Below are 19,758 nucleotides of genomic sequence, written 5' to 3' on the forward strand. Positions count from 1 at the left end.
GCAATTGTGGCAGGTGACACCGACACCCGGGGATCAGGGCGGTACCCGGCAGGTCGCGGTCCGGATCAGGCCCTGCGGGTGGAGGACGAGGCCCCGCCGAACAGCCGGGCCAGCGCCCGGAAGGGAAGCGTCACAACGGTGGCGATGGCGCCGCCGATCTGGCGCAGCACGTCTGCGATAGCACGGAACACGAAATTCCCCTTTCTCCGCTCCCGGCCCTGACGGCCGGTGGAGAGCGGGTACCTCAGGAACGCGTCACTATGCGTCACCTTTGCCGATCAGGTCCGCCGGGTACGCCCCGGCCGCGAGCGCGGCCTGTGCGAACGTCCCGCCGAGTTCGGTCAGCCGTGCCACGCCCTCGGGGCCCAGGTGTTCGTACGGGGCACGGTCCAGACGGTCCGTCTCCTCCTCGATCTCCCGGCGCAGGGCGACGCCCCGCTCGGTGAGGTCTCCGAAGGCGTCCAGCAGTCCGCGTCCGCGCAGCCGCTCCGTCGCCGCGTCCCAGTCCTCCCGGCTCCAGCCCCGGGTGGCGCACACCCACTTCGGGGTCATGCCCTTGCCGGTCGCCGTGTGGGTCACCATCGCCTCCAGGCCGTCGAGACCCGCGGACATCAGGGCGGCCAGGTGCCCGTCGCCCCGGTGCTCGCGCAGCAGGGTCGCCGCGTGCCAGTAGGCGAGGTGCGGCTCCGCGGGGACGGGCAGATCGGCGTGTGCCGAGTACAGCGGCCGGGCCGCGCGCGAGCCGGCCTCGGCGGCGCGCAGGGCGAGCCGTGCCGCCTCGGCCATCTCCGCCGATGCCAGGGCCTCCTCGCCGAGGAGGCGCCGCAGGGTCGTGTCGACCGCGCGGGTGCGAGCCGCGAGGACCTGCGCGGGAGTGGCGGTCTCCCACACCGCCGGCACGTACCGGGCCACGAGCTCGTGCTTGTAGTTGTAGAAGGCGGCCGTCACGGCCCCGGCCCCCACCGGTCCGAGGGCGGCGGCCCGTACGGCGAAGTTCACGGCGCGCGGGTCGGTGACCCCGACGGCGCCCAGCTCCCGCCCGAGGTCCGGGGAGAAGTAGTGCGTCGCGTGCAGGGAGTTGAGCACGGTGTGGCAGCGCCGGCCGGCGCGCGGCTCCAGAGCGGTCGTCGTCATGCCCGGCAGGTTACCAACCGCTTGGTATGTCGCTCGGGGGCCGTGTGCCGACCGTGTGCCCCGTGGCAGGAAAGGTGGGGTACTCGTCCTTGCAGTCATGCTCACGCCACGCGAACAATCGACGGCATGGCCCCCCGCACCGTGCTCGCCGTCCTCTTCGACGGTCTGCAGAGTCTCGACGTCACCGGGCCCGTGGAGGTCTTCGCGGGCGCGGAGCTGCTCGCCCCGGGTACGTACCGGATCCGCACGGCTTCCCTCGACGGCGCGCCCGTGCGGACCACCAGCGGGCTGACCCTCGTCCCCGACGAGTCCCTGACCACCGCCGCGGACCCGGACATCCTCCTCGTCCCCGGCGGCACGGGCAGCCTGCGGCCCGACCCGCGCCTGGTGGACTGGGTGCGCGAACGCGGGCCGCGTGCGGAGCGCCTGGTCTCGGTGTGCACGGGCGCCGCCGTGCTGGCCGCGGCGGGCCTGCTGGACGGCCGCCGCGCCACGACCCACTGGGCCTACTGCGACCGGCTCGCCCGCGCGCACCCGGCCGTCACGATCGACCCCGACCCCGTGTACGTGCGCGACGGGTACATCGCCACCTCGGCCGGCGTCACCGCCGGGATCGACCTGGCCCTCGCCCTGGTCGAGGACGACCTGGGACGGGACGCCGCTCTCACCGTCGCCCGCCACCTCGTGGTGTTCCTGCGCAGGCCCGGCGGTCAGGCCCAGTTCAGCGCCCAGCTCGCGGCCCAGACCGCACAGCGCGAGCCACTGCGGGACGTCCAGTGCTGGATCACCGACCACCCCGACGCGGATCTCTGTGTCGAGACCCTGGCCGCCCGCGCCCGCCTCTCACCGCGCCACTTCGCCCGGGCCTTCCGCGCCGAGACCGGGATGACACCGGGCCGCTACGTGGACCGCGTCCGCCTGGAACACGCCCGGCGCCTCCTGGAGGACACCGCCGACGGCGTCGAGGAGATCGCCCGCACCAGCGGCTACGGCACGCCCGAGGCCATGCGCCGCGCCTTCGTCAGGACCCTGGGCACGCCCCCGGCCGAGTACCGCCGCCGCTTCCGCCCCGCGACCACGCCCTGAACCCTCGACTCCGCCCGCCGGAAAGGACCCGCCCCCGTGCAGATCGCCGTCGTCCTCTACGACCGCTTCACCGCCCTCGACGCCGTCGGCCCCTACGAGACCCTCGGCCGCCTCCCGGACGCGGAGACCGTCTTCGTCGCCGAGGAGGCCGGCCCCGTGCGCAACGACTCGGGGAACCTCGCGCTCGTCGCCGACCGGGCCCTGGCCGACGTGCCCCGCCCCGACATCATCGTGGTCCCCGGCGGCCCGGGCCCGCTCCCTCTCGCGGCCGACGGCCCGCTGCTCACCTGGCTGCGCACCGCCGACGCCACCAGCACCTGGACCACGTCCGTGTGCACCGGCTCCCTGCTGCTCGCCGCGGCCGGACTGCTCCGGGGCCGCCGCGCCACGTCCCACTGGCTGGCCCTGGAGGAACTGAAGCGGCACGGCGCCGAGCCGACGGGGGAGCGGGTCGTCACCGACGGCAAGTACGTCACGGCGGCCGGCGTCTCCTCCGGCATCGACATGGGACTGACCCTGCTCGGCCGGATCGCGGGCGACGACCACGCGCGCCTCGTCCAGCTCGGCACCGAGTACGACCCGCAGCCGCCCTACGACGCCGGATCGCCCGAGAAGGCCCCCGCGCATCTCGTCGAGCTGTTCCGCGAGCACGCCGGGATCATCCTGACGTAGGCACGCTCCAGCCGAACCGCGGCTGCCGGCGCTCCAGGAACGCGGCGACCCCCTCCGCGGTGTCGCCGCTCGCGCGCGCCTGCCCGGTCCAGTGCGCGTCCCGGTCCGTACGCCCGTCCGCGAACTCCTTGGCCGCCGCCTGCGTCAGCTGCGAACGGGACACCAGGATCCGGGTGAACTCCTCCACCCGCTCGCCGAGTTCGCCCCCGGGCAGCACCTCGTCCACCAGGCCGGTGCGCAGCGCCCGCGGCGCGTCGATCAACTCGCCGGAGAACAGCAGGTACTTGGCGGTGGCCGGTCCCACCAGCGACACCAGCCGCCGGGTCGAGGACGCCGGGTAGACGATCCCGAGCTTCGCGGGCGTCACTCCGAACAGCGCCCCCTCCTCGGCGAACCGCAGATCACAGGCCGCCGCCAGCTGCGACCCACCGCCCACGCAGTGCCCCCGGACCGCGGCCAGCGTCGGCTTCGGGAACGCGGCCAGGGCCTCCTCGGCCCGCACGGCCAGCCCCTGTGCCTCCTCCGGCGAGCCCCGCAGCGTCGAGATGTCGGCCCCGGCGCAGAACGTCCCGCCCTCGCCGGTCAGTACCAGCGCTCGCACGCCCGTATCGCCCGCGAGCTCCTCCAGCAGCGGCGGGAGGGAGCGCCACATGGCGGCCGTCATGGCGTTGCGCTTCTCGGGATGACGTATGACGACCGTCGCGACCGACCCGGTCACACGGCACTGCAGCTGCGGCTCCATGCGCCGGATGCTATCCGGCTGCCAAACCCGTACAACCCGAATAGTTCGCCGAGACGGCACAACAGGGACAGGACCAGTCCCACATCTGACCGTGTCATACGCCAACGGTCAGAAGTGCTCGATACCTGCTGACTTGTGTTCAGTCCCGGGGTGCGAGGCGCATCGTTCCCAACACTCGGGGTGTGGCGACAATCGAGCGCGAGGGTGGCGACCGGACTATGGACGACCAGGGGCGTGGGTTCGGTCCGCGCCCGGAGGGCGGTGCGGCGCCCCTCGGTGCGGCGCCCACGGACCCGCTGCCGTACGAAGGGGTGTGGAGGTTCACCGCGCCGGCGGTCGAGGCCTCGGTCCCGCAGGCACGGCACGCCGTACGGGACCTGCTGCGGCGTCAGGGGGTGCCGGTCCCGGACGACCTGGCCCAGGGGCTGCTGCTGATCGTCTCGGAGCTGGTGACGAACGCGGTGAAGCACGCGGCGGTGCTGTCGCCGACGGTCGCCGTCGAGCTGGCCGTCGGCGCCGACTGGCTCCGGGTGTCCGTAGAGGACAACCACCCCTACCGGCCCACCGCCCTGGAGACCGACCACGGCCGGACCGGCGGGCGGGGACTGCTCCTGGTGCGCGAGATCACCCGGGAGGCGGGCGGGGTGTGCGAGGTCGATCACACCGCGAGCGGCGGCAAGGTCATCTGGGCCGCCCTGCCGCTCAAACCCGCGCGCTTCGCGTAGGACCCGCCGCCGGGCTCCCGGTCACCAGCCGGCCGAGGGGCCCGTCAGCTCCCTGATCGCCGGCCGGGCCGCGTCCAGGACGGTCATGAACCAGGCCGAGAAGGTGTCCTTGGCGTGCCGCTCCGCCAGCTCCGGCGGGGTCACGAACACCGTCGACGCCACCTCCTCCGGGTCCGGCCGCACCACGGCCTGCACCATGCCGACGAAGAGGTGGTTGTACTCCTGCTCCACCAGACCGGACTCCGGGTCCGGGTGGTTGTAGCGGACCGTGCCCGCCTCGGCCAGCAGGGACGGGGAGGCGCCGAGCTCCTCGAAGGTGCGCCGCGCCGCCGCCGCGAAGGGCGCCTCGCCGGGGTAGGGGTGACCGCAGCACGTGTTGGACCACACACCGGGGGAGTGGTACTTGCCGAGCGCGCGCTGCTGGAGCAGCAGCCGGCCGTACTCGTCGAAGAGGAACACGGAGAACGCGCGGTGCAGCTGTCCGGGCGGCTGGTGGGCGGCGAGCTTCTCCGCGGTGCCGATCGTCACGCCGTCCTCGTCGACCAGTTCCAGCAAAATCGCGTCTGCGGTGCCGTTCGACGGGTTGTGCGTCGCGGTGGCAGGTGTGATCGGCATACCCATCCTTCACATCGGTCTTCGCGCCCCAAGTCTGCCGTACGAATCCGGCACTCCCGGCACTTCGCGGCCCGCCCGCATGTCCCGCGCGGCGAGGCGGACCCGTGGCCGGTACCGGCCGGACGCCGGGAAAGGGACCCGGTAGAGGATCGTGCCCGGCCGGGCAGGCGAGAAATCGTCCCCACCGGTTCTGTGGGGCTCAGGACGCGGGCGCACGGCGGAGGGTTGCGTCCTCCGGCGCACGCACCGCACCGTGCGCCCCATGTGCCTCATGCACCTCTCGCCACCGCGTCAGTGACACAGCCGCGCCTCGTGCTCCGCGTGCCCGCTGGGCTCCAGCTGGAAGGTGCAGTGCTCCACGTCGAAGTGATCGCCGAGGCAGCTCTGGAGCTCGTGGAGCATCTTCTCGTGCCCTATCGCGTTCAGGGCCTCCGGGCTGACCACGACGTGCGCCGACAGCACCGGCATCCCGGAGGTGATCGTCCAGGCGTGCAGGTCGTGCACGTCCTCCACCCCGTCGGTGGCGAGGATGTGCGACCGGACCTCCGCCATTTCGACGTCCCGGGGAGCGGCCTCCAGCAGCACGGACAGCGTCTCGCTCAGCAACTTCCAGGTGCGCGGCGCGATCATCAGCGCGATGACGAGCGAGGCGATCGGGTCGGCGGCCTGCCAGCCCGTGAGCATGATCACCACGGACGACACGATCACCGTGACCGACCCCAGGGCGTCGGCGGCGACCTCCAGGAACGCGCCGCGCACGTTCAGGCTCTCCTTCTGCCCCCGCATCAGCAACGACAGCGACACCAGGTTCGCCACCAGGCCGATCGCACCGAACAGCAGCGCCAGCCGGCCCTCGGTCTCCGCCGGGGTGATGAAGCGCTGGACCGACTCGTACACGACGTAGCCGCCCGCCCCGAGGAGCAGCAGACAGTTCGCCAAGGCGGCGAGGATCTCGGCCCGGGCGTAGCCGAAGGTGGCCCGCTCGCTGGGCGGCCGGTTCGCGAAGTGGATCGCGAGCAGCGCCATGCCGAGGCCCAGGGCGTCCGTCGCCATGTGCGCCGAGTCCGCGACGAGCGCGAGCGAGTCGGCGAGAGCACCGCCGACGATCTGCACGACCACGATGCCGAGCGTGATCGCCAGCGCGACGCGCAGCCTGCCGCGGTACGCCGAGGTCGCCGTACCGCCGGCCGCCGCGCCGTGCGCGTGCCCGTGATCGTGCCCAGCCCCCATGAGAAGTCAGCCTCCCGTGTCCGCCTGATCGTGCTCGGGCACCCCAGTGAACTACGGGGAGGGGGTATCTGCAACGCGGCACTGAACACCGTTGTCATGTGCCCTGACCTGCGGAAACGAAGCGCAGGTCAGGGCGCGTCCAGGCGTCGGGAGCCGTGGTGCAGCAGCCAGCCGCGCCAGGCCGACTCGGTCATCTCGCGCACCCCGCGCCGGGCCGTCCAGCCGAGTTCGGCGGCCGCCCGGGCGGCCGAGGCCACCGCCCGGGGCGCGTCCCCGGGGCGGCGCTCCTCGACGACCGCGGGCCGGCGGTCGCCGGTCACCTCGCCGATGACCGTGACCAGCTCACGGACCGAGACGCCCTCGCCGCGGCCGATGTTGACCGTCAGATCGCCCTTGCCGCCGCCCCCGGCCAGCCGCCGGGCCGCCGCCAGATGGGCCTCGGCCAGGTCGGCCACGTGAATGTAGTCACGGACGCAGGTGCCGTCCGGGGTCGGGTAGTCGTCGCCGAAGATCCGGGGTGCCTCGTCCCGTGTCAGCCGGTCGAAGACCATCGGGACGATGTTGAAGACGCCGGTGTCCGCCAGCTCCGGCGCGGCGGCGCCCGCCACGTTGAAATAGCGCAGACATACGGTGGAGATCCCGTGGGCCTCTCCCGCCGCCCGCACCAGCCACTCCCCGGCGAGCTTGGTCTCGCCGTACGGGTTCACCGGCGCGCAGGGCGTGTCCTCCGTGATGAGGTCCACGCCCGGGTCGCCGTACACGGCGGCCGACGAGGAGAACACGAAACGCTCGATCCCGGCCCCGGCGACCGCGTCCAGCAGGGTCGCCAGACCACCGACGTTCTCCCGGTAGTACCGCGTGGGCTGCGCGACGGACTCGGCGACCTGCTTGCGCGCCGCGAGGTGCACCACCCCCGTCACGCCGTGCTCGGCGAAGACACGCCGCAGCAGGTCCCCGTCCAGCGAGGAGCCGCGCACGAGCGGAACCTCGGCGGGGAGCCGCGCGGGCACCCCGGCCGACAGGTCGTCCAGGGCGAGGACGCTCTCCCCGGCCTCGGTCATGGCCTTGGCCACATGTGCTCCGATATAGCCGGCACCGCCGGTGATCAGCCACGTCATGGTCGCCCACCCTATGCGGCCCCGGACACCGCCCGCGCAATGTCCCCGTTGTCCGCTTAAGGGCGCGCGGTTTGTGGGGCGGGCCCCGGATCCACGATGATGATCGCGGCAAGGGCTCGTGCGAACCACGTCGATCCATCCGCCGAACGGGCGGTGAACGTGGCCCTCCCGGCATCCGATAGCCTCTGCCGACATGCCGCCCGGGAGCCACCGGAGAAGGCGCCCCCACCATGTACGTCACCGGCGCGGACGCACCGGTACCCAGGGAGTGAATTCGGTTGTCGACCGCCATCCTCACCGGCCAGCCGGTCCCCGGATCGTCGATCGAGGCCGACCTGCGGTCCCTCGGGTTCGACCTGCGGACCGCGAGCGACGCCGCCGAGGCCGAGACTCTCCTCGCCGAGGTGCCGGGCGACGAGCGGGTCGCGCTGGTCGACGCCCGCTTCGTGGGGCACGTCCACGCGCTGCGCCTCGGCCTCACCGACCCCCGGTTCCCGCTCGCCGCGATCCCCGGCGCCGTCACCGCCCAGCCCGCGGGCCGCCAGGCGCTGACCCGGGCGATGGCCCGCGAGAACAGTGCCGGCGGCGGCACCACCCTCGTCGACAGCCTCGCCGACCGCATCCTCACCGCCCTGGACGCCGACGGCACCGCGGTGCACCGCCCCGAGCTGGGCAGTCTCGTCGCCGCCGTCCCCGCCGACCCCCAGGCCCGCAACGAGGCACGGCAGGCGGTCGCGGACGTCGACGACGAGGCCGTACGCCTGAAGTCGGCCGTGAAGGCCCGCGACGGCTTCTTCACCACCTACTGCATCAGCCCGTACTCCCGCTACATCGCGCGCTGGTGCGCCCGCCGCGGCCTGACCCCGAACCAGGTCACCACCGCATCGCTGATCACCGCCCTCATAGCGGCGGCCTGCGCGGCCACCGGCACCCGCGGCGGCTTCGTCGCGGCCGGCGTCCTGCTGATCGCGTCCTTCGTGCTGGACTGCACCGACGGCCAGCTCGCCCGCTACTCCCTGCAGTACTCCACGCTCGGCGCCTGGCTCGACGCCACCTTCGACCGGGCCAAGGAGTACGCCTACTACGCGGGCCTCGCCCTCGGAGCCGCCCGGGGCGGCGACGACGTATGGGCCCTCGCCCTCGGCGCCATGGTCCTGCAGACCTGCCGGCACGTCGTGGACTTCTCCTTCAACGAGGCCAACCACGACGCCACGGCCAACACCAGCCCCACCGCCGCACTCTCCGACAAGCTCGACAGCGTCGGCTGGACGGTGTGGGTGCGCCGCATGATCGTCCTGCCCATCGGCGAGCGCTGGGCGATGATCGCCGTGCTCACGGCGGTCACCACCCCCCGCATCACCTTCTACGCGCTGCTCGTCGGCTGCGCCTTCGCCGCGACGTACACCACCGCCGGCCGGGTGCTGCGCTCCCTGACCCGCAAGGCCCGGCGCACCGACCGGGCGGCCGCCGCCCTGGCCGACCTCGCCGACAGCGGCCCGCTCGCCCAGGGGTTCGCGGAGGCGCTCAAGAAGCCCGCCCGCGGGCTGCCCGGCTTCACCGCCCCCGTCATCGCCCTGCTCGGTGGCCTTGCCGTCGTCCTCACCGCGGCGCTGACGGACTTCGGCGGACCCTGGCCCCTCGTCGCGGCCCTCGCCTACGCCCTGACCTCCGGCCTCGCCGTCGCCCGCCCCCTCAAGGGCGCCCTCGACTGGCTCGTCCCCCCGTTCCTGCGCGCCGCCGAGTACGGCACCGTCCTGGTCCTGGCGGCCAAGGCGGACGTGGGCGGGGCCCTTCCCGCGGCATTCGGGCTGGTGGCCGCGGTCGCCTACCATCACTACGACACCGTCTACCGCATCCGCGGCGACGCGGGAGCGCCCCCGGCCTGGCTGGTGCGCTCCATCGGAGGGCAGGAAGGGCGGACGCTGCTCGTCACCGTCCTCGCCGCGCTGCTCACCGCCTCGCAGTTCCCGGTCGCGCTCACGGTTCTCGCCGTGGCCGTGGCCCTGGTGGTGCTCGTCGAGAGCATCCGCTTCTGGGTGGCCGCCCACCGGGGCGGCGCATCCGCCGTACACGATGAAGGAGAAACCGCATGATCGGCCTCGTGCTCGCGGCCGGCGCCGGCCGGCGTCTGCGCCCCTACACCGACAGCCTCCCCAAGGCGCTGGTGCCGGTCGGCCCCGCGGGCATAGACGGCGAACCCACGGTCCTCGACCTGACCCTCGGCAACTTCGCCGAGATCGGTCTCACCGAGGTCGCGATCATCGTCGGCTACCGCAAGGAGGCCGTGTACGCGCGCAAGGAGGCCCTGGAGCAGAAGTACGGCCTCAAGCTCACCCTCATCGACAACGACAAGGCCGAGGAGTGGAACAACGCCTACTCCCTGTGGTGCGGGCGGGACGCTCTCAAGGACGGCGTGATCCTCGCCAACGGCGACACCGTCCACCCGGTCTCCGTCGAGAAGACGCTGCTGGCCGCCCGCGGTGACGGCAAGAAGATCATCCTCGCCCTGGACACGGTCAAGCACCTGGCCGACGAGGAGATGAAGGTCGTCGTCGACCCCGCCAAGGGCATGACGAAGATCACCAAGCTGATGGACCCCGCCGAGGCCACCGGCGAGTACATCGGCGTCACCCTCATCGAGGGCGACGCCGCCCCCGAGCTGGCCGACGCCCTCAAGGCCGTGTGGGAGACCGACCCGCAGCAGTTCTACGAGCACGGTTACCAGGAGCTGGTCAACCGCGGCTTCCGCATCGACGTGGCCCCGATCGGCGACGTCAAGTGGGTGGAGATCGACAACCACGACGACCTCGCCCGCGGACGGGAGATCGCGTGCCAGTACTGACCCGGCTCATCCCCTCGCCGCTCGTCGTCGACATCCGCCCGGGTGCCCTCGACGACCTGGCGTGCGTCCTCGCCGACGAGCGCATCTCGCACTCCGGCCGCCTCGCCGTCGCCGTCAGCGGCGGCTCCGGCGCCCGCCTGCGCGAGCGCATCGCGCCGAGCATGCCCGGTGCCACCTGGTACGAGGTCGGCGGCGGCACCCTCGACGACGCGGTCCGGCTGGCCGGCGAGATAAAGGCCGGCCACTTCGACGCGGTCGTCGGTCTCGGCGGCGGGAAGATCATCGACTGCGCGAAGTTCGCCGCGGCACGCGTCGGCCTGCCCCTGGTCGCCGTGCCCACGAACCTCGCGCACGACGGCCTGTGCTCGCCGGTCGCCACCCTCGACAACGACGCGGGCCGCGGCTCCTACGGTGTGCCGAACCCGATCGCCGTCGTCATCGACCTGGACGTCATCCGTGACGCCCCGGCCCGGTTCGTCCGGGCCGGCATCGGCGACGCGATCTCCAACATCAACGCCGTCGCGGACTGGGAACTGGCCAACCGCGTCAAGGACGAGAAGATCGACGGGCTCGCCGCCGCCATGGCCCGCCAGGCGGGCGAGGCGGTGCTCCGGCACCCGGGCGGAATCGGCGACAACGACTTCCTCCAGGTACTGGCCGAGGCGCTCGTCCTCACCGGCATCGCGATGTCGATCTCGGGCGACTCGCGGCCGGCCTCCGGGTCGTGCCACGAGATCAACCACGCCTTCGACCTGCTGTTCCCCAAGCGCGCCGCCTCCCACGGCGAGCAGTGCGGTCTCGGCGCGGCCTTCGCGATGTGGCTGCGCGGGGCGCACGAGGAGTCGGCGTACATGGCGGAGGTCCTGCGCCGGCACGGCCTGCCCGTGCTGCCGGACGAGATCGGCTTCACGACGGACGAGTTCGTCAAGGCCGTCGAGTTCGCCCCGGAGACCCGGCCCGGCCGCTACACCATCCTCGAACACCTCGACCTGAACCCCGAACAGATCAAGGACACCTACACCGACTATGTCAAGGCCATCGGTAGCTGAACTACGCCCCGTCGTTCACCCCGCCGGGGTGAAGGACCGGCGCAGCGGTGAGCACTGGATGGGACGCCTCTACATGCGTGAGGTGTCCCTGCGGGTCGACCGCTACCTGGTGAACACCAGGGTCACGCCCAACCAGCTCACGTACCTGATGACCGTCTTCGGTGTGCTCGCGGCCCCGGCACTGCTCGTGCCGGGGATCGCGGGCGCCGTCCTCGGCGTGGTGTGCGTCCAGATGTACCTGCTGCTGGACTGCGTCGACGGCGAGATAGCGCGCTGGAAGAAGCAGTACTCGCTCAACGGCGTCTACCTGGACCGCGTCGGCGCCTACCTGACCGACGCCGCCGTGCTCACCGGCTTCGGCCTGCGCGCCGCCGACCTGTGGGGCAGCGGCCGCATCGACTGGCTGTGGGCCTTCCTCGGCACGCTGGCCGCCCTCGGCGCCATCCTGATCAAGGCGGAGACCGACCTCGTCGGCGTCGCCCGGCACCAGGCCGGCAAGCCGCCGGTCCAGGAGACCGCCGCCGAGATGCGCTCCTCCGGCATGGCGCTGGCCCGCAAGGCCGCCGCCGCCCTGAAGTTCCACCGCCTCATCCTCGGCATCGAGGCGTCCCTGCTGATCCTGGTCCTGGCGATCGCCGACCAGGCCCGCGGCGACCTGTTCTTCTCCCGGCTCGGCGTGGCGGTGCTGGCCGGGATCGCGCTCGTGCAGACCCTGCTGCACCTCGTGTCCATCCTCGCCTCCAGCAGGCTGAAGTGAGCGGCATGAAGGTCGGCGCCGTCATCATCACCATGGGCAACCGGCCCGAGGAGCTGCGCGCCCTGCTCGACTCCGTCGCCAAGCAGGACGGCGACCCGGTCGAGGTGGTCGTCGTCGGCAACGGCTCGCCCGTCCCGGACGTCCCCGAGGGCGTCCGCACCATCGAACTGTCCGAGAACCTCGGCATCCCCGGCGGCCGCAACGTCGGCATCGAGGCCTTCGGCCCCTCCGGCCGGGACGTCGACATCCTGCTCTTCCTCGACGACGACGGCCTGCTCGCGGGCCACGACACCGCCGAGCTGTGCCGGAAGGCGTTCGAGGCGGACCCGAAGCTCGGCATCGTGAGTTTCCGCATAGCCGACCCCGAGACCGGCGTCACCCAGCGCCGCCACGTCCCCCGGCTGCGCGCCGCCGACCCGATGCGCTCCTCGCGCGTCACCACCTTCCTCGGCGGCGCCAACGCCGTCCGCACCCGCGTCTTCGCCGACGTCGGCGGACTCCCGGACGAGTTCTTCTACGCCCACGAGGAAACCGACCTGGCCTGGCGGGCCCTCGACGCGGGCTGGATGATCGACTACCGGTCCGACATGGTGCTCTACCACCCGACGACCGCTCCCTCGCGGCACGCGGTCTACCACCGCATGGTCGCCCGCAACCGCGTCTGGCTGGCCCGCCGCAACCTCCCCGCGCCGCTCGTCCCGGTCTATCTCGGCGTATGGCTGCTGCTCACTCTGGTGCGCCGTCCCTCCCGCAGTGCGCTGCGGGCCTGGTTCGGCGGATTCCGCGAGGGCTGGACCACCTCGTGCGGCCCCCGCAGGCCCATGAAGTGGCGTACGGTGTGGCGGCTGACCCGGCTGGGCCGGCCCCCCGTCATCTGACAAGCTCGTATCCGGGAACACCCGGGAACCCCCGGGGCGTACCCCGGCCCCGGCTCCTGCCGGACCGGCACAGGCCGAGCATCTCGAAGACGAAAGTTTCCACTAGTGAGTGAGACAACGCACGACGCCACGGTCGCGGTGACCCCGCCCGCGGCGCCCGACGAGGGCCTCACGGCGAGGGAACTCGCCGCCAAGCACGGGCTGACCGTGAGCGGCGCCCGTCCGTCCCTCGCCGAGTACGTCCGTCAGCTCTGGGACCGGCGGCACTTCATCCTCGCCTTCTCCCGGGCGAAGCTGACCGCGCAGTACAGCCAGGCCAAGCTGGGCCAGCTGTGGCAGGTGGCGACGCCGCTGCTGAACGCGGCCGTGTACTTCTTCATCTTCGGCCTGCTCCTGGAGGCCGACCGGGGTCTGCCCCGCGAGGTGTACATCCCGTTCCTCGTCACGGGCGTGTTCGTGTTCACCTTCACGCAGAGCTCGGTCATGGCGGGCGTGCGCGCGATCTCCGGCAACCTCGGCCTGGTCCGCGCCCTGCACTTCCCGCGCGCCTCCCTGCCGATCTCCTTCGCGCTCCAGCAGCTCCAGCAGCTGCTGTTCTCGATGATCGTGCTGTTCGCCGTCACCATCGGCTTCGGCCACTACCCGGATCTGTCCTGGCTGCTGATCGTGCCGGTGCTGGTGCTGCAGTTCTGCTTCAACACCGGCCTCGCGCTGATCATGGCCCGGGCGGGCGCCAAGACCCCCGACCTCGCGCAGCTGATGCCGTTCGTGATGCGGACCTGGATGTACGCGTCGGGAGTGATGTTCTCCATCCCGATCTTCCTGGAGGACAAGCCGGCCTGGATCGCGAACCTCCTGCAGTGGAACCCGGCCGCGATCTACATGGACCTGATGCGCTTCGCCCTGATCGACGACTACGGCGCGAAGTACCTGCCCGACCACGTCTGGGCGGCCGCGGGCGCCTGGGCCGTGCTCTTCGCCGTGGGCGGCTTCGTGTACTTCTGGAAGGCGGAGGAGAGGTACGGCCGTGGCTGAGCAGCAGCAGGACGCACGCATCCCCACCGTCGTCGCGGACGACCTGCACATCGTCTACCGCGTCAACGGCGCAAAGACCGGCAAGGGCAGTGCCACCGCCGCCCTCAGCCGCATCCTCAAGCGCGGCGAGGAGCGGGGCGTGCGCAAGGTGCACGCCGTACGGGGCGTCTCCTTCGTGGCGTACCGCGGCGAGGCCATCGGCCTGATCGGCTCCAACGGCTCCGGCAAGTCGACCCTGCTGCGGGCCATCGCCGGGCTGCTCCCCGCCGAGCAGGGCAAGGTCTACACCGACGGCCAGCCCTCGCTGCTCGGCGTCAACGCGGCCCTGATGAACGACCTCACCGGCGAACGCAACGTCATATTGGGCGGCCTCGCCATGGGCATGTCCCGCGAGGAGATCAAGGAGCGCTACCAGGACATCGTCGACTTCTCCGGCATCAACGAGAAGGGCGACTTCATCACGCTGCCCATGCGCACCTACTCCTCCGGCATGGCGGCCCGGCTCCGCTTCTCCATCGCGGCGGCCAAGGACCATGACGTCCTGATGATCGACGAGGCCCTGGCGACCGGCGACCGCAAGTTCCAGAAGCGCTCCGAGGACCGCATCCGGGAGCTGCGCAAGGAAGCCGGCACGGTGTTTCTGGTCAGCCACAACAACAAGTCCATCCGCGACACCTGCAACCGCGTCCTGTGGCTGGAGCGCGGTGAGCTGCGCATGGACGGCCCCACCGACGAGGTGCTCAAGGAGTACGAGAAGTTCACGGGCAAGTAGTCCGGATTCGGCCAGGGCCCCGACGGAACTGCTCCGGCGGGGCCCGGCGTCTGCAAAGGAAACGTCAACTCCGGCCCATCTCAGGAATCTTGGGGCCAATCGGTGTGTTCTCGTGATGCGCGGGACACCCTGGCGAACCGTGTCGCGTTGTACAACGTAAGCTGTACCGGTCCCGAAACACGGCAATCAGGGCGATAATGCGCGACACCGCCCGTCGGACCACCGTGCGGACGGCCGGGCGGCGTGTCCGAAATAGTGTGTATTGGGTCGGCAGTGTAGAACGGGAGATGTGACGGCGATGGCTACGGAAACTCCCCAGCTCCACGCAGCACGTGCCGTCCCCGCCCCGGGCAGTCGGCGGTGACGGGAACCGGCACGGCGCGCCCCCTCGATCCGGAGCGCGGCACGCTCGACAAGGCCGCCGGTGAGAACTTCCCGGTGGCCCCCTTCTTCCTGCCCCGGGCCTGGCGCACCGACCTCATGGCCGTCTACGGCTTCGCCCGCCTGGTCGACGACATCGGCGACGGCGACCTCGCCCCCGGCGGCGCCGACGCCCGCCTGCTCGGCGTCCGTCCGCAGGAGGCCGAGGACCGGCTGGTGCTGCTCGACGCCTTCGAGGAAGACCTGCGCAGGGTGTTCGACTCGACCCCGCGGCACCCCCTGCTGCGCCGCCTCCAGCCGACCGTACGCCGCTGCTCGCTGACCCCCGAGCCCTTCCTCGGCCTGATCGCCGCGAACCGCCAGGACCAGCTGGTGAGCCGCTACGAGACCTACGACGACCTGCTCGCCTACTGCGAGCTGTCCGCCAACCCCGTGGGCCGTCTCGTGCTCGCGGTGACGGGCACCTCGACGCCCGAGCGGGTCCGCCGCTCCGACATGATCTGCACGGCCCTCCAGATCGTCGAGCACCTCCAGGACGTCGCCGAGGACCTCGCCCGCGACCGTGTGTACCTGCCGGCCACGGACATGAAGCGTTTCCACGTCCGGGAAGCGGACCTCGCCACGGAATCCGCCGGAGCGCCGGTGCGTGCGCTGATCGCGTACGAAGCGCAAAGGGCCCGGGATCTGCTGAATGAAGGCGCCCCCCTGGTGGGTAGCGTCCACGGCAGGCTGAAGCTGCTGCTCGCGGGGTTCGTGGCGGGGGGAAGGGCGGCGGTCCACGCGATCGCCGCCGCCGGATACGACGTACTTCCCGGCCCGCCCAGGCCCGGCAAGGTCCGGTTGCTGCGTGAGGTGGGCGTGACTCTGCGAGGAGAGGGGTGATCCGGGCCGTGGAGTCGGAACCACACACGTCCGCACCGGTACTCGCCGCCTACAGCTACTGCGAGGCCGTCACCGGACGCCAGGCGCGGAACTTCGCCTACGGCATCCGGCTGCTGCCGACGCCCCAGCGCCGCGCGATGTCCGCGCTGTACGCGTTCTCGCGGCGGGTCGACGACATCGGTGACGGCGCACTCGACGACGACGTCAAGGTGGCCCGGCTGGAGGACACCCGGGCGCTGCTCACCCGGATCCGCGAGGACCGGGTCGCCGAGGACGACACCGACCCCGTCGCCGTCGCCCTCGCGCACGCCGCCGGGGCCTTCCCGATCCCGCTGGGCGGCCTGGACGAGCTCATCGACGGCGTCCTCATGGACGTACGCGGCGAGACGTACGAGACCTGGGACGACCTGAAGGTCTACTGCCGCTGTGTCGCGGGCGCGATCGGGCGGCTCTCGCTCGGCGTCTTCGGCACCGAACCGGGGGCGCGCGGAGTGGACCGCGCGCCGGAGTACGCCGACACGCTCGGGCTCGCGCTCCAGCTCACCAACATCCTCAGAGACGTCCGCGAGGACGCCGTGGGCGGGCGGACCTACCTGCCCGCCGACGACCTCGCCAAGTTCGGCTGCTCGGCCGGTTTCAGCGGGCCACGGCCGCCGGAGGGCGCCGACTTCGCGGGCCTCGTGCACTTCGAAGTGCGACGGGCCCGCGCCCTGTTCGCCGAGGGCTACCGGCTGCTCCCCATGCTCGACCGGCGCAGCGGTGCCTGCGTCGCCGCCATGGCGGGCATCTACCGCCGCCTGCTCGACCGCATCGAGCGCGACCCGGAGGCCGTGCTGCGCGGCCGCGTCTCGCTGCCCGGGCGGGAGAAGGCCTACGTGGCGGTGCGCGGCCTGTCCGGCCTGGACGCCCGGCACGTCACCCGGCGGACCGTCAGGAGGCGTGCGTGAGGCGGACGGCAGCGTGCGTGAGGCGGACGACGGTGGGCGCGAGGCGGACCGAAGGCGTCACCGGCGGACAGCGGCGCGCGACCCGGGCGTGCGTGAGGCGGACGACCGTGGGCGTGAGGCAGACGGCAGCGTGCATGAGGCAGACGGCAGCGTGCGTGAGGCGGGCCGAAGGCGTCACCGGCGGAAAGCGGCGCGCAACCCTCCGGCCCGGGGCCGCGTCCCTGACGGAGACGGCCGGTCGTGCACCGTTCGAGCGGCACGCCACGGCCATGGGGGAGGGCGCGCGATGACCCACGGCACACGACCCGGGGGACCGGCGGCTCAGACGCGGCACGCCGTCGTGGTGGGCGGCGGGCTCGCCGGTGTCACCACGGCGCTTGCGCTCGCCGACGCCGGTGTGCGCGTCACCCTGCTGGAGGGCAGGCCGCGACTCGGCGGACTCGCCTTCTCCTTCCGCCGCGGCGACCTCACCGTCGACAACGGCCAGCACGTCTACCTGCGCTGCTGCACCGCCTACCGCTGGTTCCTCGACCGCATCGAGGGCGCGGCGCTCGCCCCGCTGCAGAACCGGCTCGACGTCCCCGTCCTGGACCTCGCCCGGCCGGAGGGCCGTCGCCTCGGCCGGCTGCGCAGGGACGCCCTGCCCGTGCCGCTGCACCTGGGTCGCAGCCTGGCCTCCTATCCGCACCTGTCGCTCGCCGACCGCGCCAGGGTGGGCCGGGCCGCGCTCGCGCTCAAGGGACTCGACCTGACCGACCCGGCGCTGGACGCCCAGGACTTCGGCAGCTGGCTCGCCGCGCACGGCCAGTCGGCGCGTGCCGTGGAGGCCCTGTGGGACCTGGTCGGGGTCGCCACCCTCAACGCGGTCGCCTCCGACGCCTCCCTGGCCCTCGCCGCGATGGTGTTCAAGACCGGTCTGCTGTCCGACCCGGGTGCGGCCGACATCGGCTGGGCGAGTGTCCCGCTGGGCGACCTGCACGACCGGCTGGCCCGCAAGGCGCTCGACTCCGCCGGGGTCCGCACCGAACTGCGCACCCGCGTCACCTCCGTCTCGCGGACCGGGGACGGGCAGTGGACCGTCCAGGTGCCCGGCGAGACGCTGGAGGCCGACGCGGTGGTCCTCGCCGTACCGCAGCGCGAGGCGCACGATCTGCTGCCCGCGGGCGCCCTCGACGCACCCGAGCGGCTGCTGGAGATCGGCACCGCGCCCATCCTCAACGTCCATGTCGTCTACGACCGCAAGGTCCTCGGCCGGCCGTTCTTCACCGCTCTCGGCAGCCCCGTGCAGTGGGTCTTCGACCGCACCGAGGCGTCCGGCCTGCGCGAGGGGCAGTACCTCGCGGTGTCCCAGTCCGCCGCCCAGGACGAGATCGACGAGCCCGTGGCCGTACTGCGCGAGCGGTACCTGCCCGAGCTGGAACGGCTGCTGCCCCTGGCCCGCGGCGCCGCCGTACGGGACTTCTTCGTCACCCGGGAGCGCACCGCGACGTTCGCTCCCGCCCCCGGCGTCGGAAGCCTCAGGCCCGGCGCCCGCACCAAGGCATCCGGCCTCTGTCTGGCCGGAGCGTGGACCGCCACCGGGTGGCCCGCGACCATGGAGAGTGCGGTCCGCAGTGGTGTGAGCGCGGCGGACGCCGTGCTGGGCGCCCTGGGCCGGCCCCGTCCGCACGCCCTCTTCGAGTTCGAGGAGGCGGCATGATGCCGGCCCAGGCCGGAGCGGCAGGCGGCCCCCGCACCCCCGGTACCGCAACAAGAGGAGAGACTGTGCCCACTGTGCCCCCGGCCTCGAGGACTGCCGAGGCGGTGGACGTGACCGCGCTGCTCGAGCGCGGCCGGACCCTGGCCACTCCGGTACTGCGGGCGGCCGTCGACCGCCTGGCACCTCCCATGGACACTGTTGCCGCCTACCACTTCGGCTGGATCGACGCCCAGGGCAGGCCCGCGGAGGGGGACGGCGGCAAGGCCGTGCGCCCCGCGCTCGCGGTGCTCTCCGCCGAGGTCATGTCGGCCGCCCCCGAGACGGGGGTCCCCGGCGCCGTCGCCGTGGAACTCGTCCACAACTTCTCCCTCCTCCACGACGACCTCATGGACGGCGACGAGCAGCGCCGCCACCGCGACACGGTGTGGAAGGTGCACGGCCCCGCCCAGGCCATCCTGGTCGGCGATGCCCTGTTCGCCCTGGCCAACGAGGTGCTCCTGGAACTCGGCACCGTCGAGGCCGGGCGCGCCACCCGCCGTCTGACCACCGCCAGCCGCGCCCTGATCGACGGTCAGGCCCAGGACATCTCCTACGAGCACCGCGACCGCGTCAGCGTCGAGGAGTGCCTGGAGATGGAGGGCAACAAGACCGGCGCCCTGCTCGCCTGCGCCAGCTCCATCGGCGCGGTCCTCGGCGGCGCGGACGACCACACCGCCGACACCCTCGAGAAGTACGGCTACCACCTCGGCCTCGCCTTCCAGGCCGTCGACGACCTGCTCGGCATCTGGGGCGACCCGGTCTCCACCGGCAAGCAGACCTGGAGCGACCTGCGCCAGCGCAAGAAGTCCCTGCCGGTCGTGGCCGCGCTCGCGGCGGGCGGCTCCGCCTCGGAGCGGCTCGGCGAGATCCTCGCCGCCGACGCCAAGGCCCACGACTTCGAGAACTTCTCCGAGGAGGAGTTCGCGGCCCGCGCCGCCCTCATCGAGGAGGCCGGCGGCCGGGAGTGGACCGCCGACGAGGCCCGCCGTCAGCACACCATCGCCATCGAGGCCCTCGACGCCGTCGACATGCCCGACCGGGTGCGGGAGCAGTTCACGGCGCTCGCGGACTTCGTCGTCGTACGGAAGAGATGATCACCATCGGCCGAATAGCTCTCGCGTAGTCGCCGGCCGGTGCCGTGAGCCCTCACGCAGC

The 19,758-nt window shown here is 72.5% G+C and carries 21 protein-coding genes; 15 read left to right on the forward strand and 6 right to left on the reverse strand.

Features of this window, described 5'->3' with window-relative positions; all coding sequences use genetic code 11:
- Positions 1–65: 65 nt before the first annotated feature.
- Both ACFV20_RS10485 and ACFV20_RS10490 read right to left on the reverse strand, forming a co-directional pair.
- Entirely contained in the window at positions 66–191 is a 126-nt protein-coding gene (locus ACFV20_RS10485) for an LPFR motif small protein (RefSeq protein WP_267889763.1), read from the reverse strand.
- A 67-nt stretch (positions 192–258) separates the two neighbouring features.
- A complete protein-coding gene (locus ACFV20_RS10490; protein ID WP_385654802.1) occupies positions 259–1,134 on the reverse strand; it encodes a hypothetical protein in 876 nt (291 codons plus the stop codon).
- 126 nt (positions 1,135–1,260) lie between these two features.
- Here ACFV20_RS10490 and ACFV20_RS10495 point away from each other — a divergent pair, with 126 nt between their 5' ends.
- The gene (locus ACFV20_RS10495) at positions 1,261–2,220 is read left to right on the forward strand and encodes a GlxA family transcriptional regulator (RefSeq protein ID WP_385654804.1); all 960 of its coding nucleotides are present in this window, start codon (positions 1,261–1,263) and stop codon (positions 2,218–2,220) included.
- Positions 2,221–2,256: 36 nt separating this feature from the next.
- A complete protein-coding gene (locus tag ACFV20_RS10500; RefSeq protein ID WP_385654807.1) occupies positions 2,257–2,892 on the forward strand; it encodes a DJ-1/PfpI family protein in 636 nt (211 codons plus the stop codon).
- On the opposite strand, the gene ACFV20_RS10505 is transcribed toward ACFV20_RS10500, so the two are convergent.
- Positions 2,879–3,634 carry an enoyl-CoA hydratase/isomerase family protein gene (locus ACFV20_RS10505; RefSeq protein WP_385654809.1) on the reverse strand — a complete coding sequence of 252 codons (756 nt, stop codon included), beginning with the start codon at positions 3,632–3,634 and terminating at the stop codon, positions 2,879–2,881. The two genes, ACFV20_RS10500 and ACFV20_RS10505, sit on opposite strands and share 14 nt — an antisense overlap.
- Positions 3,635–3,852: 218 nt before the next feature.
- Here ACFV20_RS10505 and ACFV20_RS10510 point away from each other — a divergent pair, with 218 nt between their 5' ends.
- Positions 3,853–4,359, forward strand: a complete 507-nt coding sequence (locus ACFV20_RS10510; RefSeq protein ID WP_385654811.1) for an ATP-binding protein — start codon at positions 3,853–3,855, stop codon at positions 4,357–4,359.
- A gap of 21 nt (positions 4,360–4,380) precedes the next feature.
- Here the strand turns inward: ACFV20_RS10510 and idi are convergent, their stop codons facing one another.
- From idi to galE, 3 genes are all read right to left on the reverse strand, one after another.
- Positions 4,381–4,974 carry an isopentenyl-diphosphate Delta-isomerase gene (gene idi / locus ACFV20_RS10515; RefSeq protein WP_142157065.1) on the reverse strand — a complete coding sequence of 198 codons (594 nt, stop codon included), beginning with the start codon at positions 4,972–4,974 and terminating at the stop codon, positions 4,381–4,383.
- A gap of 291 nt (positions 4,975–5,265) precedes the next feature.
- Entirely contained in the window at positions 5,266–6,204 is a 939-nt protein-coding gene (locus tag ACFV20_RS10520) for a cation diffusion facilitator family transporter (protein WP_385654814.1), read from the reverse strand.
- A 128-nt stretch (positions 6,205–6,332) separates the two neighbouring features.
- Positions 6,333–7,322, reverse strand: a complete 990-nt coding sequence (gene galE, locus ACFV20_RS10525) for a UDP-glucose 4-epimerase GalE (protein ID WP_385654816.1) — start codon at positions 7,320–7,322, stop codon at positions 6,333–6,335.
- Positions 7,323–7,600: 278 nt separating this feature from the next.
- On the opposite strand from galE, the gene ACFV20_RS10530 reads away from it, so the two are divergent.
- From ACFV20_RS10530 to ACFV20_RS10585, 12 genes are all read left to right on the forward strand, one after another.
- On the forward strand, positions 7,601–9,415 hold the full coding sequence (locus ACFV20_RS10530) for a DUF5941 domain-containing protein (protein ID WP_385654818.1): 1,815 nt from the start codon (positions 7,601–7,603) through the stop codon (positions 9,413–9,415).
- Positions 9,412–10,164 carry a sugar phosphate nucleotidyltransferase gene (locus ACFV20_RS10535; protein ID WP_385654821.1) on the forward strand — a complete coding sequence of 251 codons (753 nt, stop codon included), beginning with the start codon at positions 9,412–9,414 and terminating at the stop codon, positions 10,162–10,164. Before ACFV20_RS10530 ends, ACFV20_RS10535 begins: the two co-directional genes overlap by 4 nt.
- Positions 10,152–11,213, forward strand: a complete 1,062-nt coding sequence (locus ACFV20_RS10540) for an iron-containing alcohol dehydrogenase family protein (RefSeq protein WP_385654823.1) — start codon at positions 10,152–10,154, stop codon at positions 11,211–11,213. The genes ACFV20_RS10535 and ACFV20_RS10540 overlap by 13 nt, the downstream gene beginning before the upstream one ends.
- Positions 11,191–11,970, forward strand: coding sequence for a CDP-alcohol phosphatidyltransferase family protein (locus tag ACFV20_RS10545; RefSeq protein ID WP_385654826.1), 780 nt, complete (start codon positions 11,191–11,193; stop codon positions 11,968–11,970). The genes ACFV20_RS10540 and ACFV20_RS10545 overlap by 23 nt, the downstream gene beginning before the upstream one ends.
- Before the next feature lie 5 nt (positions 11,971–11,975).
- Positions 11,976–12,848, forward strand: a complete 873-nt coding sequence (locus ACFV20_RS10550) for a glycosyltransferase family 2 protein (protein ID WP_385654828.1) — start codon at positions 11,976–11,978, stop codon at positions 12,846–12,848.
- Between the two features lie 105 nt (positions 12,849–12,953).
- A complete protein-coding gene (locus ACFV20_RS10555) occupies positions 12,954–13,883 on the forward strand; it encodes an ABC transporter permease (protein WP_385654829.1) in 930 nt (309 codons plus the stop codon).
- The gene (locus ACFV20_RS10560) at positions 13,876–14,655 is read left to right on the forward strand and encodes an ABC transporter ATP-binding protein (RefSeq protein ID WP_385654832.1); all 780 of its coding nucleotides are present in this window, start codon (positions 13,876–13,878) and stop codon (positions 14,653–14,655) included. The genes ACFV20_RS10555 and ACFV20_RS10560 overlap by 8 nt, the downstream gene beginning before the upstream one ends.
- A gap of 360 nt (positions 14,656–15,015) precedes the next feature.
- Positions 15,016–15,918, forward strand: coding sequence for a squalene synthase HpnC (gene hpnC, locus ACFV20_RS10565; RefSeq protein WP_385654834.1), 903 nt, complete (start codon positions 15,016–15,018; stop codon positions 15,916–15,918).
- The gene (gene hpnD / locus ACFV20_RS10570) at positions 15,915–16,865 is read left to right on the forward strand and encodes a presqualene diphosphate synthase HpnD (RefSeq protein WP_385654836.1); all 951 of its coding nucleotides are present in this window, start codon (positions 15,915–15,917) and stop codon (positions 16,863–16,865) included. Before hpnC ends, hpnD begins: the two co-directional genes overlap by 4 nt.
- Positions 16,866–16,999: 134 nt before the next feature.
- Complete coding sequence (locus ACFV20_RS10575; RefSeq protein ID WP_385654837.1) at positions 17,000–17,155, forward strand: DUF6380 family protein; 156 nt, start codon at positions 17,000–17,002, stop codon at positions 17,153–17,155.
- Positions 17,152–18,564, forward strand: a complete 1,413-nt coding sequence (gene hpnE, locus ACFV20_RS10580; protein WP_385654839.1) for a hydroxysqualene dehydroxylase HpnE — start codon at positions 17,152–17,154, stop codon at positions 18,562–18,564. The genes ACFV20_RS10575 and hpnE overlap by 4 nt, the downstream gene beginning before the upstream one ends.
- Before the next feature lie 65 nt (positions 18,565–18,629).
- Positions 18,630–19,697 carry a polyprenyl synthetase family protein gene (locus ACFV20_RS10585; protein ID WP_385654842.1) on the forward strand — a complete coding sequence of 356 codons (1,068 nt, stop codon included), beginning with the start codon at positions 18,630–18,632 and terminating at the stop codon, positions 19,695–19,697.
- Positions 19,698–19,758: the final 61 nt, after the last annotated feature.

The organism is Streptomyces sp. NPDC059696, from assembly GCF_042733745.1.
Classification (GTDB): domain Bacteria; phylum Actinomycetota; class Actinomycetes; order Streptomycetales; family Streptomycetaceae; genus Streptomyces.

What these genes read in the sequence shown, in the direction of transcription:
- galE (WP_385654816.1), bottom strand. Translation starts at nt 7,322, where the DNA reads ATGACGTGGCTGATCACCGGCGGTGCCGGCTATATCGGAGCACATGTG.
- ACFV20_RS10575 (WP_385654837.1), top strand. Translation starts at nt 17,000, where the DNA reads ATGAGGCAGACGGCAGCGTGCGTGAGGCGGGCCGAAGGCGTCACCGGC.
- ACFV20_RS10490 (WP_385654802.1), bottom strand. Translation starts at nt 1,134, where the DNA reads ATGACGACGACCGCTCTGGAGCCGCGCGCCGGCCGGCGCTGCCACACC.
- ACFV20_RS10495 (WP_385654804.1), top strand. Translation starts at nt 1,261, where the DNA reads ATGGCCCCCCGCACCGTGCTCGCCGTCCTCTTCGACGGTCTGCAGAGT.
- ACFV20_RS10535 (WP_385654821.1), top strand. Translation starts at nt 9,412, where the DNA reads ATGATCGGCCTCGTGCTCGCGGCCGGCGCCGGCCGGCGTCTGCGCCCC.
- ACFV20_RS10545 (WP_385654826.1), top strand. Translation starts at nt 11,191, where the DNA reads ATGTCAAGGCCATCGGTAGCTGAACTACGCCCCGTCGTTCACCCCGCC.
- idi (WP_142157065.1), bottom strand. Translation starts at nt 4,974, where the DNA reads ATGCCGATCACACCTGCCACCGCGACGCACAACCCGTCGAACGGCACC.
- ACFV20_RS10510 (WP_385654811.1), top strand. Translation starts at nt 3,853, where the DNA reads ATGGACGACCAGGGGCGTGGGTTCGGTCCGCGCCCGGAGGGCGGTGCG.
- ACFV20_RS10520 (WP_385654814.1), bottom strand. Translation starts at nt 6,204, where the DNA reads ATGGGGGCTGGGCACGATCACGGGCACGCGCACGGCGCGGCGGCCGGC.
- hpnE (WP_385654839.1), top strand. Translation starts at nt 17,152, where the DNA reads ATGACCCACGGCACACGACCCGGGGGACCGGCGGCTCAGACGCGGCAC.
- ACFV20_RS10505 (WP_385654809.1), bottom strand. Translation starts at nt 3,634, where the DNA reads ATGGAGCCGCAGCTGCAGTGCCGTGTGACCGGGTCGGTCGCGACGGTC.
- ACFV20_RS10550 (WP_385654828.1), top strand. Translation starts at nt 11,976, where the DNA reads ATGAAGGTCGGCGCCGTCATCATCACCATGGGCAACCGGCCCGAGGAG.